General features: G+C 46.1%; 12 protein-coding genes. 6 read left to right on the top strand and 6 right to left on the bottom strand.

Going from position 1 to position 18104, the window contains the following annotated elements:
* Nucleotides 1-37: 37 nt before the first annotated feature.
* Together EZE20_RS18050 and EZE20_RS18045 are read left to right on the top strand one after the other, a co-directional pair.
* Entirely contained in the window at nucleotides 38-1792 is a 1755-nt protein-coding gene (locus EZE20_RS18050; RefSeq protein ID WP_132120273.1) for a RagB/SusD family nutrient uptake outer membrane protein, read from the top strand.
* A 98-nt stretch (nucleotides 1793-1890) separates the two neighbouring features.
* A complete protein-coding gene (locus EZE20_RS18045; protein ID WP_132120271.1) occupies nucleotides 1891-5451 on the top strand; it encodes a VCBS repeat-containing protein in 3561 nt (1186 codons plus the stop codon).
* 89 nt (nucleotides 5452-5540) lie between these two features.
* Here the strand turns inward: EZE20_RS18045 and EZE20_RS18040 are convergent, their stop codons facing one another.
* From EZE20_RS18040 to EZE20_RS18025, 4 genes are all read right to left on the bottom strand, one after another.
* Nucleotides 5541-6137 (bottom strand): HD domain-containing protein, encoded by a 597-nt coding sequence (locus tag EZE20_RS18040; protein ID WP_132120269.1) that lies wholly within the window; start codon nucleotides 6135-6137, stop codon nucleotides 5541-5543.
* Nucleotides 6138-6395: 258 nt separating this feature from the next.
* Entirely contained in the window at nucleotides 6396-8087 is a 1692-nt protein-coding gene (locus EZE20_RS18035; protein WP_165933517.1) for a lamin tail domain-containing protein, read from the bottom strand.
* Nucleotides 8088-8245: 158 nt separating this feature from the next.
* Nucleotides 8246-8770 carry a hypothetical protein gene (locus EZE20_RS24110; protein ID WP_165933516.1) on the bottom strand — a complete coding sequence of 175 codons (525 nt, stop codon included), beginning with the start codon at nucleotides 8768-8770 and terminating at the stop codon, nucleotides 8246-8248.
* A 105-nt stretch (nucleotides 8771-8875) separates the two neighbouring features.
* On the bottom strand, nucleotides 8876-9406 hold the full coding sequence (locus EZE20_RS18025; RefSeq protein ID WP_132120263.1) for a TrmH family RNA methyltransferase: 531 nt from the start codon (nucleotides 9404-9406) through the stop codon (nucleotides 8876-8878).
* A 174-nt stretch (nucleotides 9407-9580) separates the two neighbouring features.
* Between EZE20_RS18025 and EZE20_RS18020 the strand changes: the two genes are divergently transcribed.
* Nucleotides 9581-10291 carry a hypothetical protein gene (locus EZE20_RS18020; protein WP_132120261.1) on the top strand — a complete coding sequence of 237 codons (711 nt, stop codon included), beginning with the start codon at nucleotides 9581-9583 and terminating at the stop codon, nucleotides 10289-10291.
* A gap of 10 nt (nucleotides 10292-10301) precedes the next feature.
* Here EZE20_RS18020 and EZE20_RS18015 read toward each other — a convergent pair whose 3' ends face one another.
* On the bottom strand, nucleotides 10302-11714 hold the full coding sequence (locus EZE20_RS18015; RefSeq protein ID WP_132120259.1) for a gliding motility-associated C-terminal domain-containing protein: 1413 nt from the start codon (nucleotides 11712-11714) through the stop codon (nucleotides 10302-10304).
* Nucleotides 11715-11977: 263 nt separating this feature from the next.
* Here EZE20_RS18015 and EZE20_RS18010 point away from each other — a divergent pair, with 263 nt between their 5' ends.
* The 3 genes from EZE20_RS18010 to EZE20_RS18000 all read left to right on the top strand — a co-directional run bounded on the left by EZE20_RS18010 (nucleotide 11978) and on the right by EZE20_RS18000 (nucleotide 15191).
* Entirely contained in the window at nucleotides 11978-13264 is a 1287-nt protein-coding gene (locus EZE20_RS18010) for a Gfo/Idh/MocA family protein (protein ID WP_228713867.1), read from the top strand.
* A 7-nt stretch (nucleotides 13265-13271) separates the two neighbouring features.
* Complete coding sequence (locus tag EZE20_RS18005) at nucleotides 13272-14177, top strand: sugar phosphate isomerase/epimerase family protein (protein ID WP_132120257.1); 906 nt, start codon at nucleotides 13272-13274, stop codon at nucleotides 14175-14177.
* A 135-nt stretch (nucleotides 14178-14312) separates the two neighbouring features.
* Entirely contained in the window at nucleotides 14313-15191 is an 879-nt protein-coding gene (locus EZE20_RS18000) for a sugar phosphate isomerase/epimerase family protein (RefSeq protein WP_132120255.1), read from the top strand.
* A 127-nt stretch (nucleotides 15192-15318) separates the two neighbouring features.
* On the opposite strand, the gene mutS is transcribed toward EZE20_RS18000, so the two are convergent.
* A complete protein-coding gene (gene mutS, locus EZE20_RS17995; RefSeq protein ID WP_394345659.1) occupies nucleotides 15319-17958 on the bottom strand; it encodes a DNA mismatch repair protein MutS in 2640 nt (879 codons plus the stop codon).
* Nucleotides 17959-18104: the final 146 nt, after the last annotated feature.

Genomic DNA, 18104 nt, shown 5'->3' with positions numbered 1-18104 from the left:
GAAAAAATTGAAAAAACTTAAATTTTAGACATTAATTATGAAAAAAATATCTTTTAAAAGTGCAGCGTTGATCGCCTCCGTTACCGCGGGGCTAACGATCGCCGGTGTATCCTGTAATGACGACTTTCTGAACATATCCCCGACGGGTCAAATCAGTGAGGCTCAGCTTACTTCCAAAACAGGTATTGAAGGGTCGCTGATTGCTGCGTATTCTCACCTGAATGGCCGGGAAAACCGGATGGCGAGTGCTACAAACTGGGTATGGGGAAGTATCCGTGGCGGCGATGCCAACAAAGGAACTGACCCTGGTGATTTTACAACAATCAACCCTATTCAACGCTTTGAGGCCCTTGCCACCCTTGACGTTATCCGCGATAGTTACCGTGGAAACTACGAAGGAATTGCACGTACCAATAACGTATTGCGCCTGTTGAAAACACCCGGACCCGACGTTTCAGAAGCAGACAAAAAACGTATTTCTGCCGAAGCTCGCTTTCTGCGTGCGCACTATTACTTCCAATTGGCTCGTAACTTCAACAGAACACCTATTGTGACTGAGGAAGACGATTACGGAACAGGCATTGAGACCATCAAGAATGATAAGGACCTGTATCCAAAAATCGAAGAGGATATGTTGTTTGCGTACAACAACCTTCCCGAAACTCAGGGTGCTCCGGGTCGTGCGAACAAATGGGCTGCTGGTGCATATTTGGCTAAAATTTACATTCAGCAGAAAAAGTACGGTGAAGCCAAGCCTTTATTTGATGCGGTAATTACTAATGGTCAAACAGCAAATGGCAAGAAGTATGGTTTGGTGCCAAACTATGCAGATCTTTTCAAGGCGTCTAACGACAACAACGAAGAGTCAGTTTTCGCCATTCAGAATGCAGCTAATACGGGTTCTGTAAACAATGCATTCCCCGAATTTGACCTGAACTACCCGTACAATACCGGCCCTAACGGTCCCGGAAACTGCTGCGGATTTTTTCAGCCAAGTTTTGAGCTCGTAAACTCATTCCGTACCGATGCCAATGGTCTTCCTTTATTGGATGGTTCTTATAACAATGCATCCAATGCTGTGAAAACCGACATGGGAATTCCTTCGGCCACTGCGTTCACGCCTGATCAGGGACCTCTTGACCCACGTTTGGATCATTCCGTAGGTCGTCGCGGAATTCAGTATCTGGACTGGCAGCCACACCCAGGTGCTGACTGGATTCGTAACCAGCCCAATGGTGGTCCTTACTCTCCCAAGAAGTACACATACTACAAGTCAGATCGTGGTTCTTTGCAGGATAACAGCACATGGACTCCTGGCTATACTGCCTTGAACTATACGATCATCCGCTTTGCGGACGTATTGCTGATGGCAGCTGAAACCGAAATCATGGTTGGTAGCCTCACCAAAGCCGCTGAATATATCAACATGGTACGCCGCCGGGCCGCTAATCCATCATCCTTCGTGATGCAGGATGGCAAAATGGCTGCTAATTATAAGATCTCGGAATATCCTGCAAGTGAGTTTGCTACCAAAGAATCGGCCATGAAAGTGCTCCAATTCGAGCGCAAACTGGAATTATCCGGTGAAGGTCATCGTTTCTATGACCTGATTCGCTGGGGTACTGCCGAGAAGGAATTGAACGCTTACCTATCGTACGATTCACAGTTCCTGAATTCAGCCTTGGGTGGAGCACGCTTTACTCCTAATCAAGATGAATTCCTCCCACTCCCACAGGAAGAAATTGACCTTTTGGGTGAAGGAGTTTTGACGCAGAATCCTGGCGGCTATTAAGTCAGGCTGCTTTTCTGAATAGCTCAAAAAGGCAAGCCATATGGCTTGCCTTTTTGAATATATTTGTAGTTCATAATTTTTCATTAAAGCATTTTTCCATGCGCTCGAGTACACTCGTCTTAGTAGCTGTTCTTGCTTTTTTTCTTGCCTCTTGTCGCGAAAAAACACTTTTTACGCTGCTGCCTGCCTCCGAAACCGGAATCACCTTTGCCAACCGGATTTCTGAAAACGACACCATGAATATCATTGATTTTGAATATATCTATAACGGGGGTGGCGTAGGTATCGCAGACATGAACGGTGATAGTTTGCCGGATATTATTTTTTCCGGAAATCAGGTGGATAGCCGGATTTTTCTGAATAAAGGCGGCATGAAGTTTACGGACATTAGTAAAGAAGCCGGGATCGGCAACCTCGGCAGGTGGTGCTCCGGTGTAAGCCTTGTCGATATTAATGCCGACGGACGAATGGATATTTATTTGTCGGCTACAACCTTCAAAACCGAAGCAGAACGCAGGAATTTACTTTTTATCAATCAGGGAAATACTGCCGAAGGTGTGCCTACCTTCAAAGAAATGGCAGCCGAATATGGCGTAGCCGACACAGGACATTCCATGCAGGCCGCTTTTTTTGATTACGACAACGACGGCGATCTTGACCTGTACATTTTAATTGATACCATTGAAGAATATCCCAATCTCTATCGTGCTAAAAGACACGATGGCTCGTCTATCACCACTGACCGGCTGTACCGTTGCGATTGGGACTCATTGGCCGGGCATCCTGTCTACACCAACGTTTCCAAAGAAGCCGGAATTCAGACCGAAGGATATGGGTTAGGAATTAACATCACCGACTTCAATCAGGATGGATTTAAAGATATTTATGTCACCAACGACTACCTGTCAAACGACCTCCTGTATATCAATAACGGTGATGGCACCTTTACCGACCGTGCCCAAAGTTACTTCAAACATACGAGCAACTCCGCAATGGGTAACGACGTTGCCGACATCAATAACGATGGACTGATGGACGTGGTGGTTCTCGATATGCTTCCCCGCGACAATACCCGCAAAAAGAAATTAATGCCCCCAAATAGCTATCAGGGCTATCTCAACAACGATCTCTATGGCTTTATGTATGAGTATGTACGGAATACCATGCAGATCAATATGGGCAACAAACCCGGCACAAACGAGCCAATATATTCCGAACTCGGCATGCTGGCTGATGTGGCCGAAACAGATTGGAGCTGGACTCCTATGCTTGCAGATTTTAACAACGATGGCTGGCGCGACCTGATCGTTACCAATGGTTTCCCCCGGGATGTAACGGACCGCGATTTTGCTCAATTCCGGCAGCAGAGTGGTTCAATTGCTACCTGGGATTACCTCGTAAATCAAATCCCGACGGTTAAAATCAGGAATTATGCGTTCCAGAATAAAGGGGATTTGACCTTCCAAAATGTGTCGGAAATCTGGGGATTCACCGAAACTTCTTTTTCTAACGGCGCTGCCTATGGAGATTTGGATGGCGATGGTGATCTTGATTTGGTAGTAAATAATATCAATGATTCAGCCTTTGTATACAAAAATAACCTGATGGAAAAGGCAGGAAATAAGAATAATTTTCTTCGGATTGCCTTTCAGGGTACCTCACCAAATCTGCAAGGACTTGGCGCACGGGTTGATGTTTTTTATAAAAATGGAGCTACTCTTGCCTACGAGCATTCACCCTATCGAGGCTATCTTTCAACGGTAGAGCCGATTGCACATTTTGGATTGGGTGAAGCCAATAGAATCGATAGCGTACGAATTATTTGGCCCAATCGAAAGCAACAAGTGCTGCGGAATGTCTCTGTGAATCAAAAACTAATCGTTCGGCAGCAGGATGCTACCCAAAATGTATCAATTCCGCATGTTGCTCCAACACTCTTTCAAAATCTGACCGACGTTTTAAAGATTGATTGGATGCATGAAGAACCGGAGTTTATTGACTTCAACGGACAAAAACTTTTACCACATAAACTTTCGCAATATCCACCGGCACTAGCCACGGCGGACATCAATGGCGATGGTTTGGAAGATATTTTTATAGGCGGCTCCCGACAACACAAAGGTCGATTTTTTATTCAAAAACCCGACGGCACTTTCTCTCTTGCCGATCTTCTTCCCGGGAACGAAGGCTCTGATAAAGAGTCGGAAGATATGGGTGTGCTGCTGTTTGATGCAGATGGCGACGGAGACAATGACCTGTATATTGCAAGCGGAAGTAACGAACATCCGCGTGGGCATGCAAGTTATCAGGATCGGTTGTATCTGAATGATGGAACCGGGAAATTTACTGCTGCGCCAGAAGCTTTGCCTTTGGCAGCTCTCAGCACGTCTTGTGTACGAGCGGCCGATATTGATCAGGATGGCGACCTTGATCTGTTCGTTGGCGGGCGGGTTGATCCTGAGCACTATCCGCGCTCAGTTGGCAGTACTATCTTACTCAATGAATCCACGCCCGGCAAGGTGCGCTTTGTCGATGCTACCGCTCAACTTGCACCCGAACTGGCACAAGCCGGACTGATTTGCGATGCACTTTGGACGGACTACAATCAGGACGGAGCGGTGGATTTAATTGTGGCCGGCGAGTGGATGCCGCTGAAAGTTTTTCAAAATAAACAGGGAAAACTGACGCCTGACGCTGCGCTGAATACATACCTCAGTGCTTACAAAGGGTTTTGGAATAGTATCGTGGGAGGCGATTTTGACAACGATGGCGACATTGATTATGTGGTAGGAAATCTTGGATTGAATACAATCATGCGGACCACAGATACCACGCCCCTGACTATCCTGGCGGATGATTTTAATCAGGATGGCAGTTTTGATGCTATTCCGATGGTGTACTATCCTACTGAGGAAGGCCGCAAAGAACTTGTGCCATTTCATGGCCGGGAAGATATGATCAAGCAGTTGATTCCGATGAGGGCGCGCTACCAAAAATATGATGATTTTGCCAAAGCAACTTTCGAAAATCTTTTTCCTGAGGAACAGCGAGAAAAAGCTATTCGCCTGGAAGCTAACTATTTACAATCGGCCTATTTAGAAAATCTGGGGCAAGGCAAATTCAAACTAAGTCCCTTGCCAACACTTGCGCAGGTAGCGCCCATCAACGGAATGCTCGCCGACGACTTTGATGGAGATGGTTATTTGGATGTACTATTGGTTGCCAACGATTTTGGAAATGAAGTAAGTGTGGGCCGTTTTGACGCTTCCAACGGTCTGCTACTAAAAGGAGACGGAAAGGGTTCATTCAGGGCTGTTCTGCATACACAAAGCGGTTTTTATGTTCCTGGAAATGCCAAAGCTTTGGTTCAACTGCCCGGAGCCAAAGGACAGCGGCTGCTTGTAGCGACTCAAAACCGGGGAAAAGTACAGGCGATCGGACGTATAGAAGAGCCTTTGACATGGCTTTCTCTTAAACTTTCTGATGCATCGGCCTTGCTTCACTTTACGGACGGAACCGTCAGAAAGCACGAGCTTTACTACGGTGCCTCTTTCCTGTCGCAATCGTCCCGGCAATTGGCATTGCCCGCCCGTGTAAAATCAATTGATGTTACCAACTTTTCCGGAAAAACCCGGCGAGTAACTGGCCCTTCAAAGTAATCATAAAGTAATCTTTATAGAATTCATTATCATGCGTATAGGGTTATAAAACAACCTTATACGCATTTTTTTACAATTTTACCCCAAGATCAGGACTTGTTTTGTAGCTGCACACTGTGCCGAAGTTTTTCTAAATGCTGCTGCTTACGAGGCGCTCTATCTGTTAGTGAAGTAACAGTCCAATAGCGATGATTTTCCATAAAACGCACCTGAATCAAATCCCACGTTTCTTTATTAGGGACAATTGCCCGCTCTTTCAATTCCAGAAAAAGTTGATCAGCAATGATAGAGAAATCGTCGCGTCCGAGGTAATCCAAATCGGCATCGCAGATGATTTCTTCCAGATGATTTTTGGGTGTTTGAGGAATCTTTGTCGCCTGAATCATGCCACAAACTGCTTGAATATCATGCGTTGAATACTCATAGGCTGGCAATATTTCATGAACAATTTGACATCCCTGATCTTCGTGACCATCATACGTGACCATAAATCCCGCATCATGAAAAAGAGCAGCCGTTCGGAGAAGCGCCAACGAATGCGGATCTGTAATGCCTTCGGATAGGGCTATACGTATGGCCGAGTCCGATACATCCAACACATGAGCAAGGCTATGATAGTATAACGACGATGAAAGATTTTTTTGAAGTTCTTTCAAAATGTAAATTTCGGCCTGAACTAGCTTCATACCTGAGTATAAAAAATGAATGTGAATACAGGTTACTCAAAATTTCCCACGACGGATAGTATAAGAGCGAGCCAGGAGGGCAGAAGATTAGGACACTAAGATAAGAACTAGCCATTTCTATGCCAAAGGCTATTTATCAAAGTGCCTTAAAATTTGATCTTGTGTTTAGTTTAAATTATATAAAAAGCCTGATTAGTTTAACGTAAATTCCTGGCTATTTCTTGAATTTTCGGGTATTTTCTGAACAGTCTGAGAATATCAGGGGTGCACCACTGCTACTCGCTTTTTAAACTGTCGCTGATTTCCCTGTGCATCAAATGTCTCGATCAAAATCAGATAGTAACCTGTCCGAACGGGACGTCCCTGATCATCAGAACCGTCCCACTGAACGTTACCTTCACTCCCAATCCATTGATTATTAATCAGGTAGCGAATCAACCTTCCCTGTACATCGTAAATCCTTATGCTGCCAATTTGCCCAGAAACCGGAAGCGAGTACCGAATTATGGCTATGTCGTCATTTCCATCTCCATTGGGAGTAAAAGCCTCAGGTTCGACAAAAAAATCTTCAACGGGCTGATCAGAAATGCGTTGAGAATTTCCGTAGCCGGGGGTTGCATAGCCAACAACGGAGGCCGCCGACTGCCAGTTGCTACGCTCCGAGGCAGGTTTTTCTGGAAAAAGGCGTTCGAGGGAAACGCCCTCAGCATCTCGCAGGAATGGCGAATGAAAGGATGCTTCGTAAGCAAAATGGTCAAAAATAGTTTCCTGCGAATCACGAAGTACCACACCACCACTTTTGTCAGGGAAAGCAGGCATGGAGGCTAATTTTAGAAAATTTCGAGAATGTTCCGTCGGATATTCAGCAGCGACCTTTTCAGGATCAATGGTTAAAGCCAGAAATTGATACGGAAGTAAAAGTACGTTTCTTGTCGTGATGACCCGAAAGGAAGACGGTATGCCCTGATTCAAATTTCCAATGGACCAATTTTTTAAGTTAATGAATTTTGAAGTTTGGTTATAGATTTCAACAAAATCAACTCCACCCGGACGGGGATCAAATAAGATTTCGTTGAGTACTACGTCACCGGAATCTGCCAGCTGAGGCAATCCAACGGTTAGGGTCGTTTCACGTGCGTAATTGCCTGCACAATCGGCTGCATTTTGTAGCGTCAGTTGATACGCTTGTCCGGGATTGAGAGGAGAAACAATTTCAAGAAAAATGGTAGAAAATGACGGAGATTCAAGCAGTATATGGCTTATTTCCCGTCCCTCAAACGCAAAATCTCCCAATTGCAAACTATCCAATCTTTCATTAAAAGTCACGGCAAAATTTCGTGCGCTCAACACCTCCACGCGCTCGGCAACAGGCGGACTCCGGTCAGCATTCGTGGCAGCAACCGCATTGGGTCTGCCGGGAGTTCCACCGTCGGGATGTGTTGACACCTTCCAGTTGCTCAACTGCCCACAGGGATTTTCCGAATCAACCATTTCCAGGGCGTAGCCGCCACGCATGGCAGCCGGCCACCACTGCTCGGCATAGGTTAATGAAAATACTAGCGTGTTTTTTTCATTAAAAAGCGAAAGTGTGGCACCGGAATTTGGCAATAAAAAACGACTTACCCCAGCCGTCGGACCAAACGTTTGGAAAATACTGGTATCCGCCGGGGCGCACAGTAGAAGATACGCGCCGGCTGAAATGGAAACCTCCGGTAAAAGGCTACGCCGCTCTCCTACCTGAATCGTCCAGTTTTTTAGTGAAATAGCCCGTGTCGTTCGATTATAAAGCTCGATATACTCTGCATTGGGAAGGTTTCTAACGGGCGTTGGATCAGAAAGTATTTCACTGACAACCAAAGAGTTATATACCTGTCCATACACAAGCGGCGCCTGAATGAGCGTTGTTGCAAGACATAGCCGAAGCCAAAAAATAGCGAGGGAATGTTTCAAGGATAGAGAAGGAAAAAGTTCTGACATGTACTATAAATCGGGCAAATGATTCTGAATTTCAGATAGTCATTTGCCCGAAAATTACAGAATATTATCAGGTGCCTCAGGTGGAGTTTCTTCTGCAAAAGGGTACGGCAACCTTGCTTTGAAATCGACAATTACCCTTTGGCGGGTGTTTCTTCGGTTGCTTTTGGCGCAGATGCAGCAGGCTTGGCTGGCGCTGCTTTTTTGGGAGCAGCCGGACGGGGTTTGGCAGCAGTTGTTGCCGGTTTAGCAGCTGGGGCGGCCGGTTTGGCAGCAGGAGCAGCAGCCTTTGGAGCTGACGCAGCGGCAGGCGTTGGCGTAGTTACAGGTTCAGGCTTCTTGTTCCCGGCTTTTTTAGCTTCTTTTTTGGCAAGTTTTCCGGCTGCACGTTCGCCATTTTTCTTTGCTTTTTCGGCATTTTTCTGAGCCTTCTTTGCCTCTTTTTTAAGCTTGTCGGTTTCCTTTTTCTTGCCTTTTTCAGTCGATTTCTCTGCTTTCTTAGCTTCTTTTTTGACAAGTTTGCTAACTTTCTTTGCTAGTTTTTCAGCTGTTTTTCCAACTGACTTTTTCAACTTTTTTGATTGGGTAGTCAGCTGTTCAAGCTTTGCTTCAAGCGTCTCCGCAATTTCGGTAGTCAGCTTTTTGGTCGTTGATTTCATAAAAAATAGATAATAATTGTCCTATGTTGTGATAGGAGGTTTGAATTAAAAAAATCTACAAATAGATACGTAATTTTTCTAATAAACAAAAGCTTTGTGTTATTTTTATGTTAAGTTTTTCTCAACAAATTTCCAGAGGACAATCCCGGCGGAAACCGAAACATTGAACGAATGCTTGGTGCCAAATTGAGGAATTTCCAGGCAAATGTCCACTAAATCAATCACTTCCTGACTTACACCCTCTACTTCATTGCCAAACACAAAGGCAAACTTTGCGCCAGTCGGTGGGTCAAAGTGCTGCAACAGCATACTTTCCTCGACCTGTTCAACCGCCACAAGCGTATATCCCTCTTGCTTTAATGATTTCAATAGCATGGGTACATCCTCCGCCTTTTGCCAGGGAACTGCCAACTCAGCACCCAACGCACTTTTCGTAATTTCACGATGCGGAGGCGCCTGCGTGTAGCCACCCAAAAAGAGGGTTTCGGCCCGAAAGGCATCGGCAGTTCGAAAAAATGAGCCTACGTTGTTCAGGCTACGAATATTTTCAAGCACCAACACATATGGAAACTTGTCGGCCGCTATAAATTCAGGAATTGAGAGTCGCCCCATCTCTTCCATCATGCGTTTTTTCATATAAACTTTCGTATTTTCTTCGTTCATTAACCAATCATCCAAACCTACGGGCTTGTTCACAAAGATTCACCTCCTGTCTGCATTTTTGTATCTCTGTCAGTAGATTTTTGTGCAGAATGACCTTCTGTATACACATACATTCTTTATTATTTTCACCTTACTTCTATCCATCCAATGAAAATTTTTATCTATATACTTTTCTTTATGAGTGCCTTAGCGCTCAATTTACAGGCACAGGATCGAAAAGAAACCATGCGGGTAAAAGATGGAGGAAAAACAGACAATCAACTTTTTACTCAGTTTAAATACACATACGATCAATTTAGCGACGGAATCGTGCGCTACCGAAATGGCCGGGCACCGGTGGCTAAGCTAAATTATAATATGCTCTTGCAGGAAATGCAGTTTTTGAGCCCCTCAGGCGACACCCTGAGCCTGGATCAGGAATATAGTATTCATGCAATTTCTATTCAAAATGACACCTATGTGTACAATGGCAAAAAAGGATTTCTAAAAATTTTGTCCAACGAGCATACCGTTCAGCTTGCGGTCGACAATTCTCTTCAAGTGGCAAATGTTGATAAAATTGGGGCGTATGGACAGTCGTCGGGGGTTTCTTCCATCAAAACTTTTACGTCTTTTTCAAATGGAAATAGCTCCATTTCGAAACTGAACATTGGGGGTGATGTGGTGTATTCGGTAAAAAGAGCCTTTTTTCTCGTCGATCAGAATGACCTTATTTTTCCTGCGACGAAGAAGAACTTCCTCCGACTTTTCCCCAATCATAAAGAGGCAATTGCCGACTACCTGAAACAAAATCAGGTGCAGTTTACCGAAGAGGAGGATTTGCAGCGACTCATGAAATTTTGTGTTGGATTACTCTGAGCATCAGAAGTTATCTAACCAAAAGCACCGAACCACTTTTAGTGGCGTAGTTGCCAGTTCGATCCAGAAAACGAATGGAATAAGCGTACACTCCGGCGGGAGCAGGTGTTTGTCCAACGGTACCATCCCAGCCTTCGGCTGGATCTCGTGAATAAAAAACCGGAGTGCCCCAGGCATTAAAAATCTGGATTTCAAATTCAGGACTTATTACCCCTTTTATTTCCAGGGCATCGTTGATTCCATCATGATTTGGCGAAAAAGCTTCGGGCATAAAAAACGGCGGGCGACTAACACATTGGTCTTCTGGCACTTGTACACATACCGCAGGCGAATAGTAGCTAAATTCATTTTGGGAGACAATGAGCTGATAACAAACGTTTTGCCCGCACACAAACGTTTGATCGGAAGCCTCTGATTCGGAAAGTGGCGCCGCAAGCATACGCCATGAGGCATTGTCCCGTTCAATTCGTGCCGTTGCCTGCGTAGAATGATCAGGTATTTTCCATGTTAAAGTATTGGAATCGGGCGAACCGATTGCTGCAAATTCAGCTGCGCAAACCACCTTTGACCGCAAACTTGACAGGCAGGAATCAGCGGGCTGCAACTGAAAACAGACCTCTTCGGGTCGAATCATAGTGGTGGCAACGGATGTTTCGCTGGATGAAAGTAAATTGCCTGCCGGTTCAAACGTACCCCCTGCGCTTCCACGGAGCAGAATCAGGTCGGTAGGTAATGTGTGTTCGTAAGAGAGCAAAATGTTTTGCTCATCAGCCGCTCTCCCTTCGGTTATGACTGGCGGCGAAAGCGATTCGGGCGCCACGTAGGTGAGCTGAGTAATGCTCCCACGGCATTGACCGGGTGTATGCACCCCCCGCACCCGAATGGTGTACGTAGCAGGACTCGCATATTTGTACTGAATTCTGCGAAAACTGGGATAGCCTTTAATTTCGGTATCGCCCCAATCGACCTGATAGGTTGGATATTTTGTAGGTTGATTGGCATCAAAAATCAGTTGAACGCCGCCATCCGCACAGGGAACCGCACGCACGACCGGAGCAATGGTATCCGTAACTTCTACCGTATGGCAGGAAACGTACGTTTTATTTTCCTTATCGACCAGCTGAATGAGCGTATAACTTCCGGTTTTTGGGTATCTATACACCTGTTCATTGGATAGATTTTGCGGTGAAATATTTCCGCCCTGATAGTCAAACACCGTACGGATGTTGGTTGCCTCCGGTACCTGATTCCGTACTTCTACTGTCAGAGGCAAACATCCACTCAACGTCAGAGAAGACTCTCCACGTTCATATTGGTCCAGAAAAGGAAGGGCAGTCGGGCATTGGGCTTGTACGCTTTTCACCCATCCCAACAAAAGAAGTGTGACGAGTACATAAGAAAAATGAGCCCTTTTGCTTTTCATAACAAGCTATCGTTTTCGCAGATAATCCTGAACTCTACGATAACTACCTTAAACCGGATGTGTTTTCAAATCTACCGCAAAGGCAACTAAAAACGATTTTGAAATAGATCCTTCCTTTTGCTTCCTGACAAAAAGAAGCGAGGTCTTATTAAAAAAATTTCAAAAATAAATAGCATATTTGGATAGCAAATGAATTGATAGTATCTGATTCATTTATTGAATGCATTAAATCACATTTTCAATTCCTAAATTTCTTAGTACCTATGAATACCTCACGCAGAGACGTTCTCAAACTGGCCGGGGTTGCCCTGGCAGGTTCTGCTTTTCCAGCCATCATCACGTCTAACAGAGCTTTTGCCGGAGTCAATAGCGAAACACTCAAAGTGGGCCTGGTGGGTTGCGGAGGGCGCGGCTCAGGTGCAGCCAAGCAGGCCCTGAGCGCAGACCCCAACGTGGTGCTGCATGCCGTCGGCGATATTTTTCGGGATAAACTCGACCTCTCGCTTGAAGGGTTAACCAAAGTTCACGGCGACAAAGTAAAGGTTGACGAAGGCCACAAATTCATCGGATTTGATGCCTACCAAAAAGTGATTGACTCTGGTGTGGACGTAGTTATCCTGACTACTCCACCGCATTTCCGGCCTGAGCACCTTACGGCTGCCATCAATGCAGGCAAACACGTTTTCTGTGAAAAACCCGTAGCTGTTGATACACCCGGCATTAAAAAAGTACTGGAAGCCGCAAAACTGGCCAAAGAGAAAAACCTGTCGCTGGTATCAGGCTTTTGCTGGCGCTTTCACGAACCTAAACGAGCTAGTTTTGGAAAAATCCTGGATGGCTCCGTAGGTGACGTAATGGCCGTGTATAATACCTACAATACAGGTACACTATGGTCATATCCCCGTAAACCCGAGTGGACTGACATGGAGTTTCAACTGCGCAACTGGATGTATTACACCTGGCTTGCCGGTGACCATATTGTGGAGCAGGCCGTGCATAGCATCGATATGATGTCGTGGGCGCTGGGCGATGTGCTTCCCATTAGCGCTGTCGGAACGGGCGGACGGCAGGTACGCACGGATGCACTTTTCGGCCATATCTATGACCATTTTGCCATCACCTATGACTACCCGAACGGTGCCAAAGGCTTCCATATATCGCGTCAACAGACCAACTGCGAAAACAGCTATGCCGTTGAAACTTTCGGTACAAAAGGCAAAGCGCTGGTCAATTGTGCACGAAATACGCACGAAATTGAAGGTGCAAATCCCTGGAAATATAGCGGCCCAAACAACGATATGTATCAAACCGAACATAACGAGCTTTTTGCGGCTATCCGAAACAGCACGCCAATCAATAACGGCGAGTGGATGGCGCAAAGCACACTTTTGGCTATTATGGGTCGAATGGCGGCGTATACAGGCAAGAAAATCACCTGGGAAGATGCCATGAATTCAACGGAGAAATGGGGCCCCGAAGGTGTCATTAGCTTTGCCACTCCACCTCCCGCAATGGAAGTCGCTCGTCCTGGTATTACCCCTTTTAGCTAATCGTCTCATGCATCGTAGAATTTTTGTAAAAAATACTGCCATTCTTGCTTCCGCCGCAGTGCTCGGCACCTCCGGTCTATCAGCAGAAGCAGCGGTCACGCCTGCACGGCCCATGACTAAGAAAAGTCTGAAATGGGGCATGGTCAAGGGAGATATGTCCATTATGGATAAATTCAAAATGCTGAAAGATCTGGGGTTTGACGGTGTAGAACTTGATTCTCCCCATACGTTCAACTCTAAGGAGATTCTGGCCGCACGCGACAAAACCGGTCTCGAATTGCCGGGTGTTGTCAATTCCGTGCACTGGAAATCGCCACTTTCGGATCCTAACCCTGCCACTCGGGCGCTGTGTGTAGAATCCATGAAAACGGCTCTGAACGACTGCAAAATGTATGGCGGCACCACGGTACTGCTCGTGCCGGCAGTGGTTAATCAAGGCATTAGCTATCAGGAAGCATACGAGCGCTCGCAGGCCGAAATTCGGAAGTTGCTGCCAACTGCCGAGAAAACGGGGATCAAAATTGCACTGGAAAACGTCTGGAATAATTTTCTGCTAAGCCCCATGGAAGCCGCGCGTTACGTAGACGAAATCAATCATCCGCTTGTCGGTTGGTATTTTGACGTTGGAAATATCGTGCGCTACGGCTGGCCCGAGCACTGGATTGAAGTGCTCGGCAAGCGAATCATGAAGCTTGATATTAAGGAATACAGCCGCAAAAAACAGGCAGACGAAGGCATCTGGAAAGGTTTTGAAGTTGACATCATGGACGGCGACTGCAATTGGCCAGCCGTAAACAAAGCCCTAGCCAAAATTGGCTACTCCGGCTGGGCTTCGGCAGAGGTCAAAGGCGGCGACCGCGCCTGGCTCGCCGATGTAAGTGCACGCATGGATCGGGTGTTTGCGGCTGAGTAAATTTTTTGTTTTTTTTCTTTGATTCAGGCAATGCAGAACGCATTGCCTGATTTTTTGTAAGGTAAGGAGTTCAGAATCATCGTCTTTTGTAACATCCTTTACTTTAATTATCTACTTCCTAAATCCTAAATATTCATGAAATTGCTGAATCGTAAAGAGTTTTTGCAGGATTTATCGCTGCTCACGGCCGCCGCTCTTCTGCCCGGTTTGTCTATGGCCGAAACCGACCTGCTGAAAAAGTCAAAAATGAAGCTGGGTTTGGTAACTTACCTTTGGGGAAAAGATTGGGATGTCCCAATGCTGATCAAAAACTGTACGGCCTCTGGCATAGGTGGCGTGGAACTTCGCGTGGATCATGCTCATAAGGTCATGCCAAACTTGTCAGCGGCAGAGCGGCTGGAAGTAAAGAAAAAGTTTGCGGATAGCCCTGTCAAAATTGTAGGTATGGGAACCAACGAACAGTACGACTCGCCAGATCCGGCCAAGTTGAAAGCAAATATTGATCGCACCAAAGAGTTTATCAAACTGAGTGCCGACATCGGCGGATCAGGGGTGAAAGTCAAACCGAATCAGTTTCACAAAGGTGTGCCACATCAGCAAACGCTGGAACAAATTGGCCGGGCGCTGGGCGAACTCGGGAAATATGCCGCTGATTACGGGCAGCAGATTCGGCTGGAAGTGCACGGAAACGAAACGCAGGAGTTGCCCAATATCAAAACCATCATGGATTTTACCGACAGCCGCAATTCTACCGTTTGCTGGAACTGCAACCAGGAAGATCTGATCGGGCAAGGTCTTGAATACAATTTTAACCTTGTAAAAGACCGTTTTGGCGATACCGTACACGTCCGCGAACTTGACGACACGACGTATCCCTACCAGGAATTGATGAATTTATTCAAAAAAATGAATTACAAAGGATGGATTTTGCTCGAATGCCGCACCGATCCCAAAGACAAGGTTCAGGCATTGATCGACCAAAGGAAGATTTTTGAAAAAATGCTTAAAGCGTAAATTTTAAAAAGAGGAGTTGCGTCGGATTTTCTGAACAACTCCTCTTTTTTTTAGTACCAAAAAATAAATCCGGGTTACGATTTTTGAGTGACAATTTTCACTGGTACTCCAAACGATTCCACATCGTTCAGGAAATCATTTTCTTCAATTCGTTTAGCTTCAAAAGGGCTTCAATGGGCGAAAGCGTATTGACATCAAGTATTGAAAGCTTTTCTTTGAGTTCTTCCAGCCGGGGATCCGCCGGTTCAAAAATGCTTAGTTGAAAATTATTTTTGGGCAAATCCTTTACCTTTTGCGCTTTATTTTCGGTTACATGATCTTTCTCCAAATGCTGCATAATCTCGCTTGCGCGCAGCACGATCAGCTGTGGCATACCGGCGATTTGCGCTACATGAATACCGAAACTATGCTCACTTCCACCGGGTTTTAGCTTACGCAGAAAAATAATTTTGTTGTCCGATTCCTTGACGGCGACATTGAAATTTTTGATTCTCGGAAAATCTTCCGCCAACTGATTCAGCTCGTGGTAGTGCGTCGCAAAAAGCGTTTTGGCCCGAAAACTCGGATGCGTGTGCAGGTACTCAGCAATGGCCCACGCAATCGACACCCCGTCGTAAGTACTCGTGCCCCGGCCAATTTCATCCATCAGCACGAGGCTTCGGTCGCTCAGATTATTAAGAATACTGGCAGTTTCGGTCATTTCTACCATGAACGTACTCTCGCCCCGGCTGAGGTTATCGCTGGCGCCCACACGCGTAAAAACCTTATCGACCAGACCAATCGTGGCTTCACGGGCAGGCACGTAGCAACCCATTTGGGCCATCAGTACAATGAGGGCCGTTTGCCGCAAAAGCGCTGATTTTCCGGCCATGTTTGGTCCGGTAATGATAATAATCTGCTGGCTTTCATTATCCAGAAACAAATCATTGGGTACATAGCTTTCGCCCAAAGGCAACTGCTGCTCAATGACCGGATGGCGACCGTCCTTTATGTCCAGTTCTTTGCCCTCAGTAATGATGGGTTTTACATAATTATTTTTTCGGGCAATGGTCGCAAACGAGCTCAACGTATCAAGCACGGACACAATTCGGGCGTTTTGCTGAATAGCGCCGACGTATTCGGTAGCAGCGGTGACCAGATCGTTAAAAATGCGTAATTCAATCGCAAAAATTTTATCCTCAGCATTCAGAATTTTTTCCTCGTATTCTTTGAGTTCGGGAGTTATGTAGCGTTCAGCATTAACGAGCGTCTGCTTCCGTATCCAGTCTACCGGCACCTTGTTTTTGTGTGCATTGGTAACTTCCAGATAGTACCCAAAGACTTTGTTAAAGGCAATTTTGAGCGATGGAATTCCGGTTTTTTCAGTTTCCCGATTTTGGAGTTTCAGCAAATAATCTTTGCCGGCAAACGCAATGCCGTGCAGCTCGTCGAGTTCAGCATCTACGCCGCTCTTAATCATGCCGCCCTGATGAATGGCAACGGGAGCATCATCCCTAAGTTCGGTGTCAATTTTTTCAAGTAAATAACTGCACGTATTCAGCTGATCGGCATATTTGCGCAGCACCCCCGACGAAGTTTTACCAGCCGCCGACTCGCCTGTTGGAGGAGCACTCAGCATAGCCTTGACGGGCGTTAATTGCTGCAACGATTTTTTCAGTTGCCCCAACTCTCGCGGACTAATGCGCCGCACGGCTACTTTCGAAATCAGCCGTTCAAGGTCTCCAATTTGTTTGAGATGATGCGTCAGTGACTCGTGTAGTTCTTCATTTTCCAGAAATAACTCCACGGTATTGAGCCTTTCTTCCACGGGCATTTTTTCTTTGAGCGGCAGCACCACCCACTTCCTCAACAGCCGTGCGCCCATCGGCGTAACGGTCTGATCCAGAATCTGAATCAACGGCACGCCTCCCTCCTGCTGTGGATACACCAATTCGAGATTTCGAATCGTAAAACGGTCCAGCCACACGTACTTTTCTTCTTCCAGACGTGTGATACGGCTCACGTGCCCAATTTGGCGATGTTCAGTTTCGAGCAGGTAATGAATAATGACCCCGGCTGCCACAATTCCGAGCGGCAGCGTATCAATACCAAATCCTTTAAGCGTCGTAGTCTGAAAGTGCGAAGTAAGTTTTTCGTGGGCAAAATCGTCTCCAAAACACCAGTCTTCGAGTTGAAACGTATGGAATTTATCCCCAAAAAGCTGTAAAAATTCCTGCTTGTTTTTTTTACAAAACAGCACTTCTGAGGGCGAAAAACTTTGCAGCATTTTATCAACGTAGGCCGCGTTGCCCTGAGCAGCCATAAACTCGCCCGTAGAAATATCCAGCAGAGAAAGCCCAAGCTGATCTTCTTTTCCAAAATGAACGGCAGCCAGATAGTTGTTCTTCCGAATATCCAGCACGTTATCATTATAAGAAACACCGGGCGTCACGAGCTCGGTGACTCCACGCTTAACGATTCCTTTGGCCGCTGCCGGATCTTCCAGCTGATCGCAAATAGCCACCCGCTCGCCCGCTCGCACCAGTTTTGGCAAATAGTTGTCCAGCGAATGATGCGGAAAACCAGCCAGTTCTTCGTGCGCCCCACCATTGTTTCGGCGTGTGAGCACAATGCCCAGGATTTTGGAGGCCCGGATGGCATCTTCACCGAAAGTTTCATAAAAATCTCCAACCCGAAAAAGCAGCAACGCCCCCGGATATTTGGCCTTAATTTGATTGTATTGCTTGTTGAGGGGTGTTTCTTTCTGTGCTGACTTTGCCAAAGGAATACGGATTTACCAGGTATAAAATTAAAATGTAGCGATAGAAGCTGCGCCTTGTACCTACAAATTTAACGCTTATGCTTGGTTTGGCAAGGTGAGGAACGAATAGAGTGTATGGCAAAAACTATCTTGTCAAAATGATGCAATACCCA

The sequence above is a fragment of the Arundinibacter roseus genome, from assembly GCF_004348825.1.
Classification (GTDB): domain Bacteria; phylum Bacteroidota; class Bacteroidia; order Cytophagales; family Spirosomataceae; genus Arundinibacter; species Arundinibacter roseus.
The sequence above is the reverse complement of the archived record's forward strand: the minus strand, read 5'-3'. Positions and strand labels throughout refer to the sequence as shown.

Bases quoted from the DNA above. Each gene is read 5' to 3' on its own strand.
- EZE20_RS18050 (WP_132120273.1), top strand. From the start codon at position 38: ATGAAAAAAATATCTTTTAAAAGTGCAGCGTTGATCGCCTCCGTTACC.
- EZE20_RS18045 (WP_132120271.1), top strand. From the start codon at position 1,891: ATGCGCTCGAGTACACTCGTCTTAGTAGCTGTTCTTGCTTTTTTTCTT.
- EZE20_RS18040 (WP_132120269.1), bottom strand. From the start codon at position 6,137: ATGAAGCTAGTTCAGGCCGAAATTTACATTTTGAAAGAACTTCAAAAA.
- EZE20_RS24110 (WP_165933516.1), bottom strand. From the start codon at position 8,770: ATGAAATCAACGACCAAAAAGCTGACTACCGAAATTGCGGAGACGCTT.
- EZE20_RS18025 (WP_132120263.1), bottom strand. From the start codon at position 9,406: ATGAAAAAACGCATGATGGAAGAGATGGGGCGACTCTCAATTCCTGAA.
- EZE20_RS18020 (WP_132120261.1), top strand. From the start codon at position 9,581: ATGAAAATTTTTATCTATATACTTTTCTTTATGAGTGCCTTAGCGCTC.
- EZE20_RS18015 (WP_132120259.1), bottom strand. From the start codon at position 11,714: ATGAAAAGCAAAAGGGCTCATTTTTCTTATGTACTCGTCACACTTCTT.
- EZE20_RS18010 (WP_228713867.1), top strand. From the start codon at position 11,978: ATGAATACCTCACGCAGAGACGTTCTCAAACTGGCCGGGGTTGCCCTG.
- EZE20_RS18005 (WP_132120257.1), top strand. From the start codon at position 13,272: ATGCATCGTAGAATTTTTGTAAAAAATACTGCCATTCTTGCTTCCGCC.
- EZE20_RS18000 (WP_132120255.1), top strand. From the start codon at position 14,313: ATGAAATTGCTGAATCGTAAAGAGTTTTTGCAGGATTTATCGCTGCTC.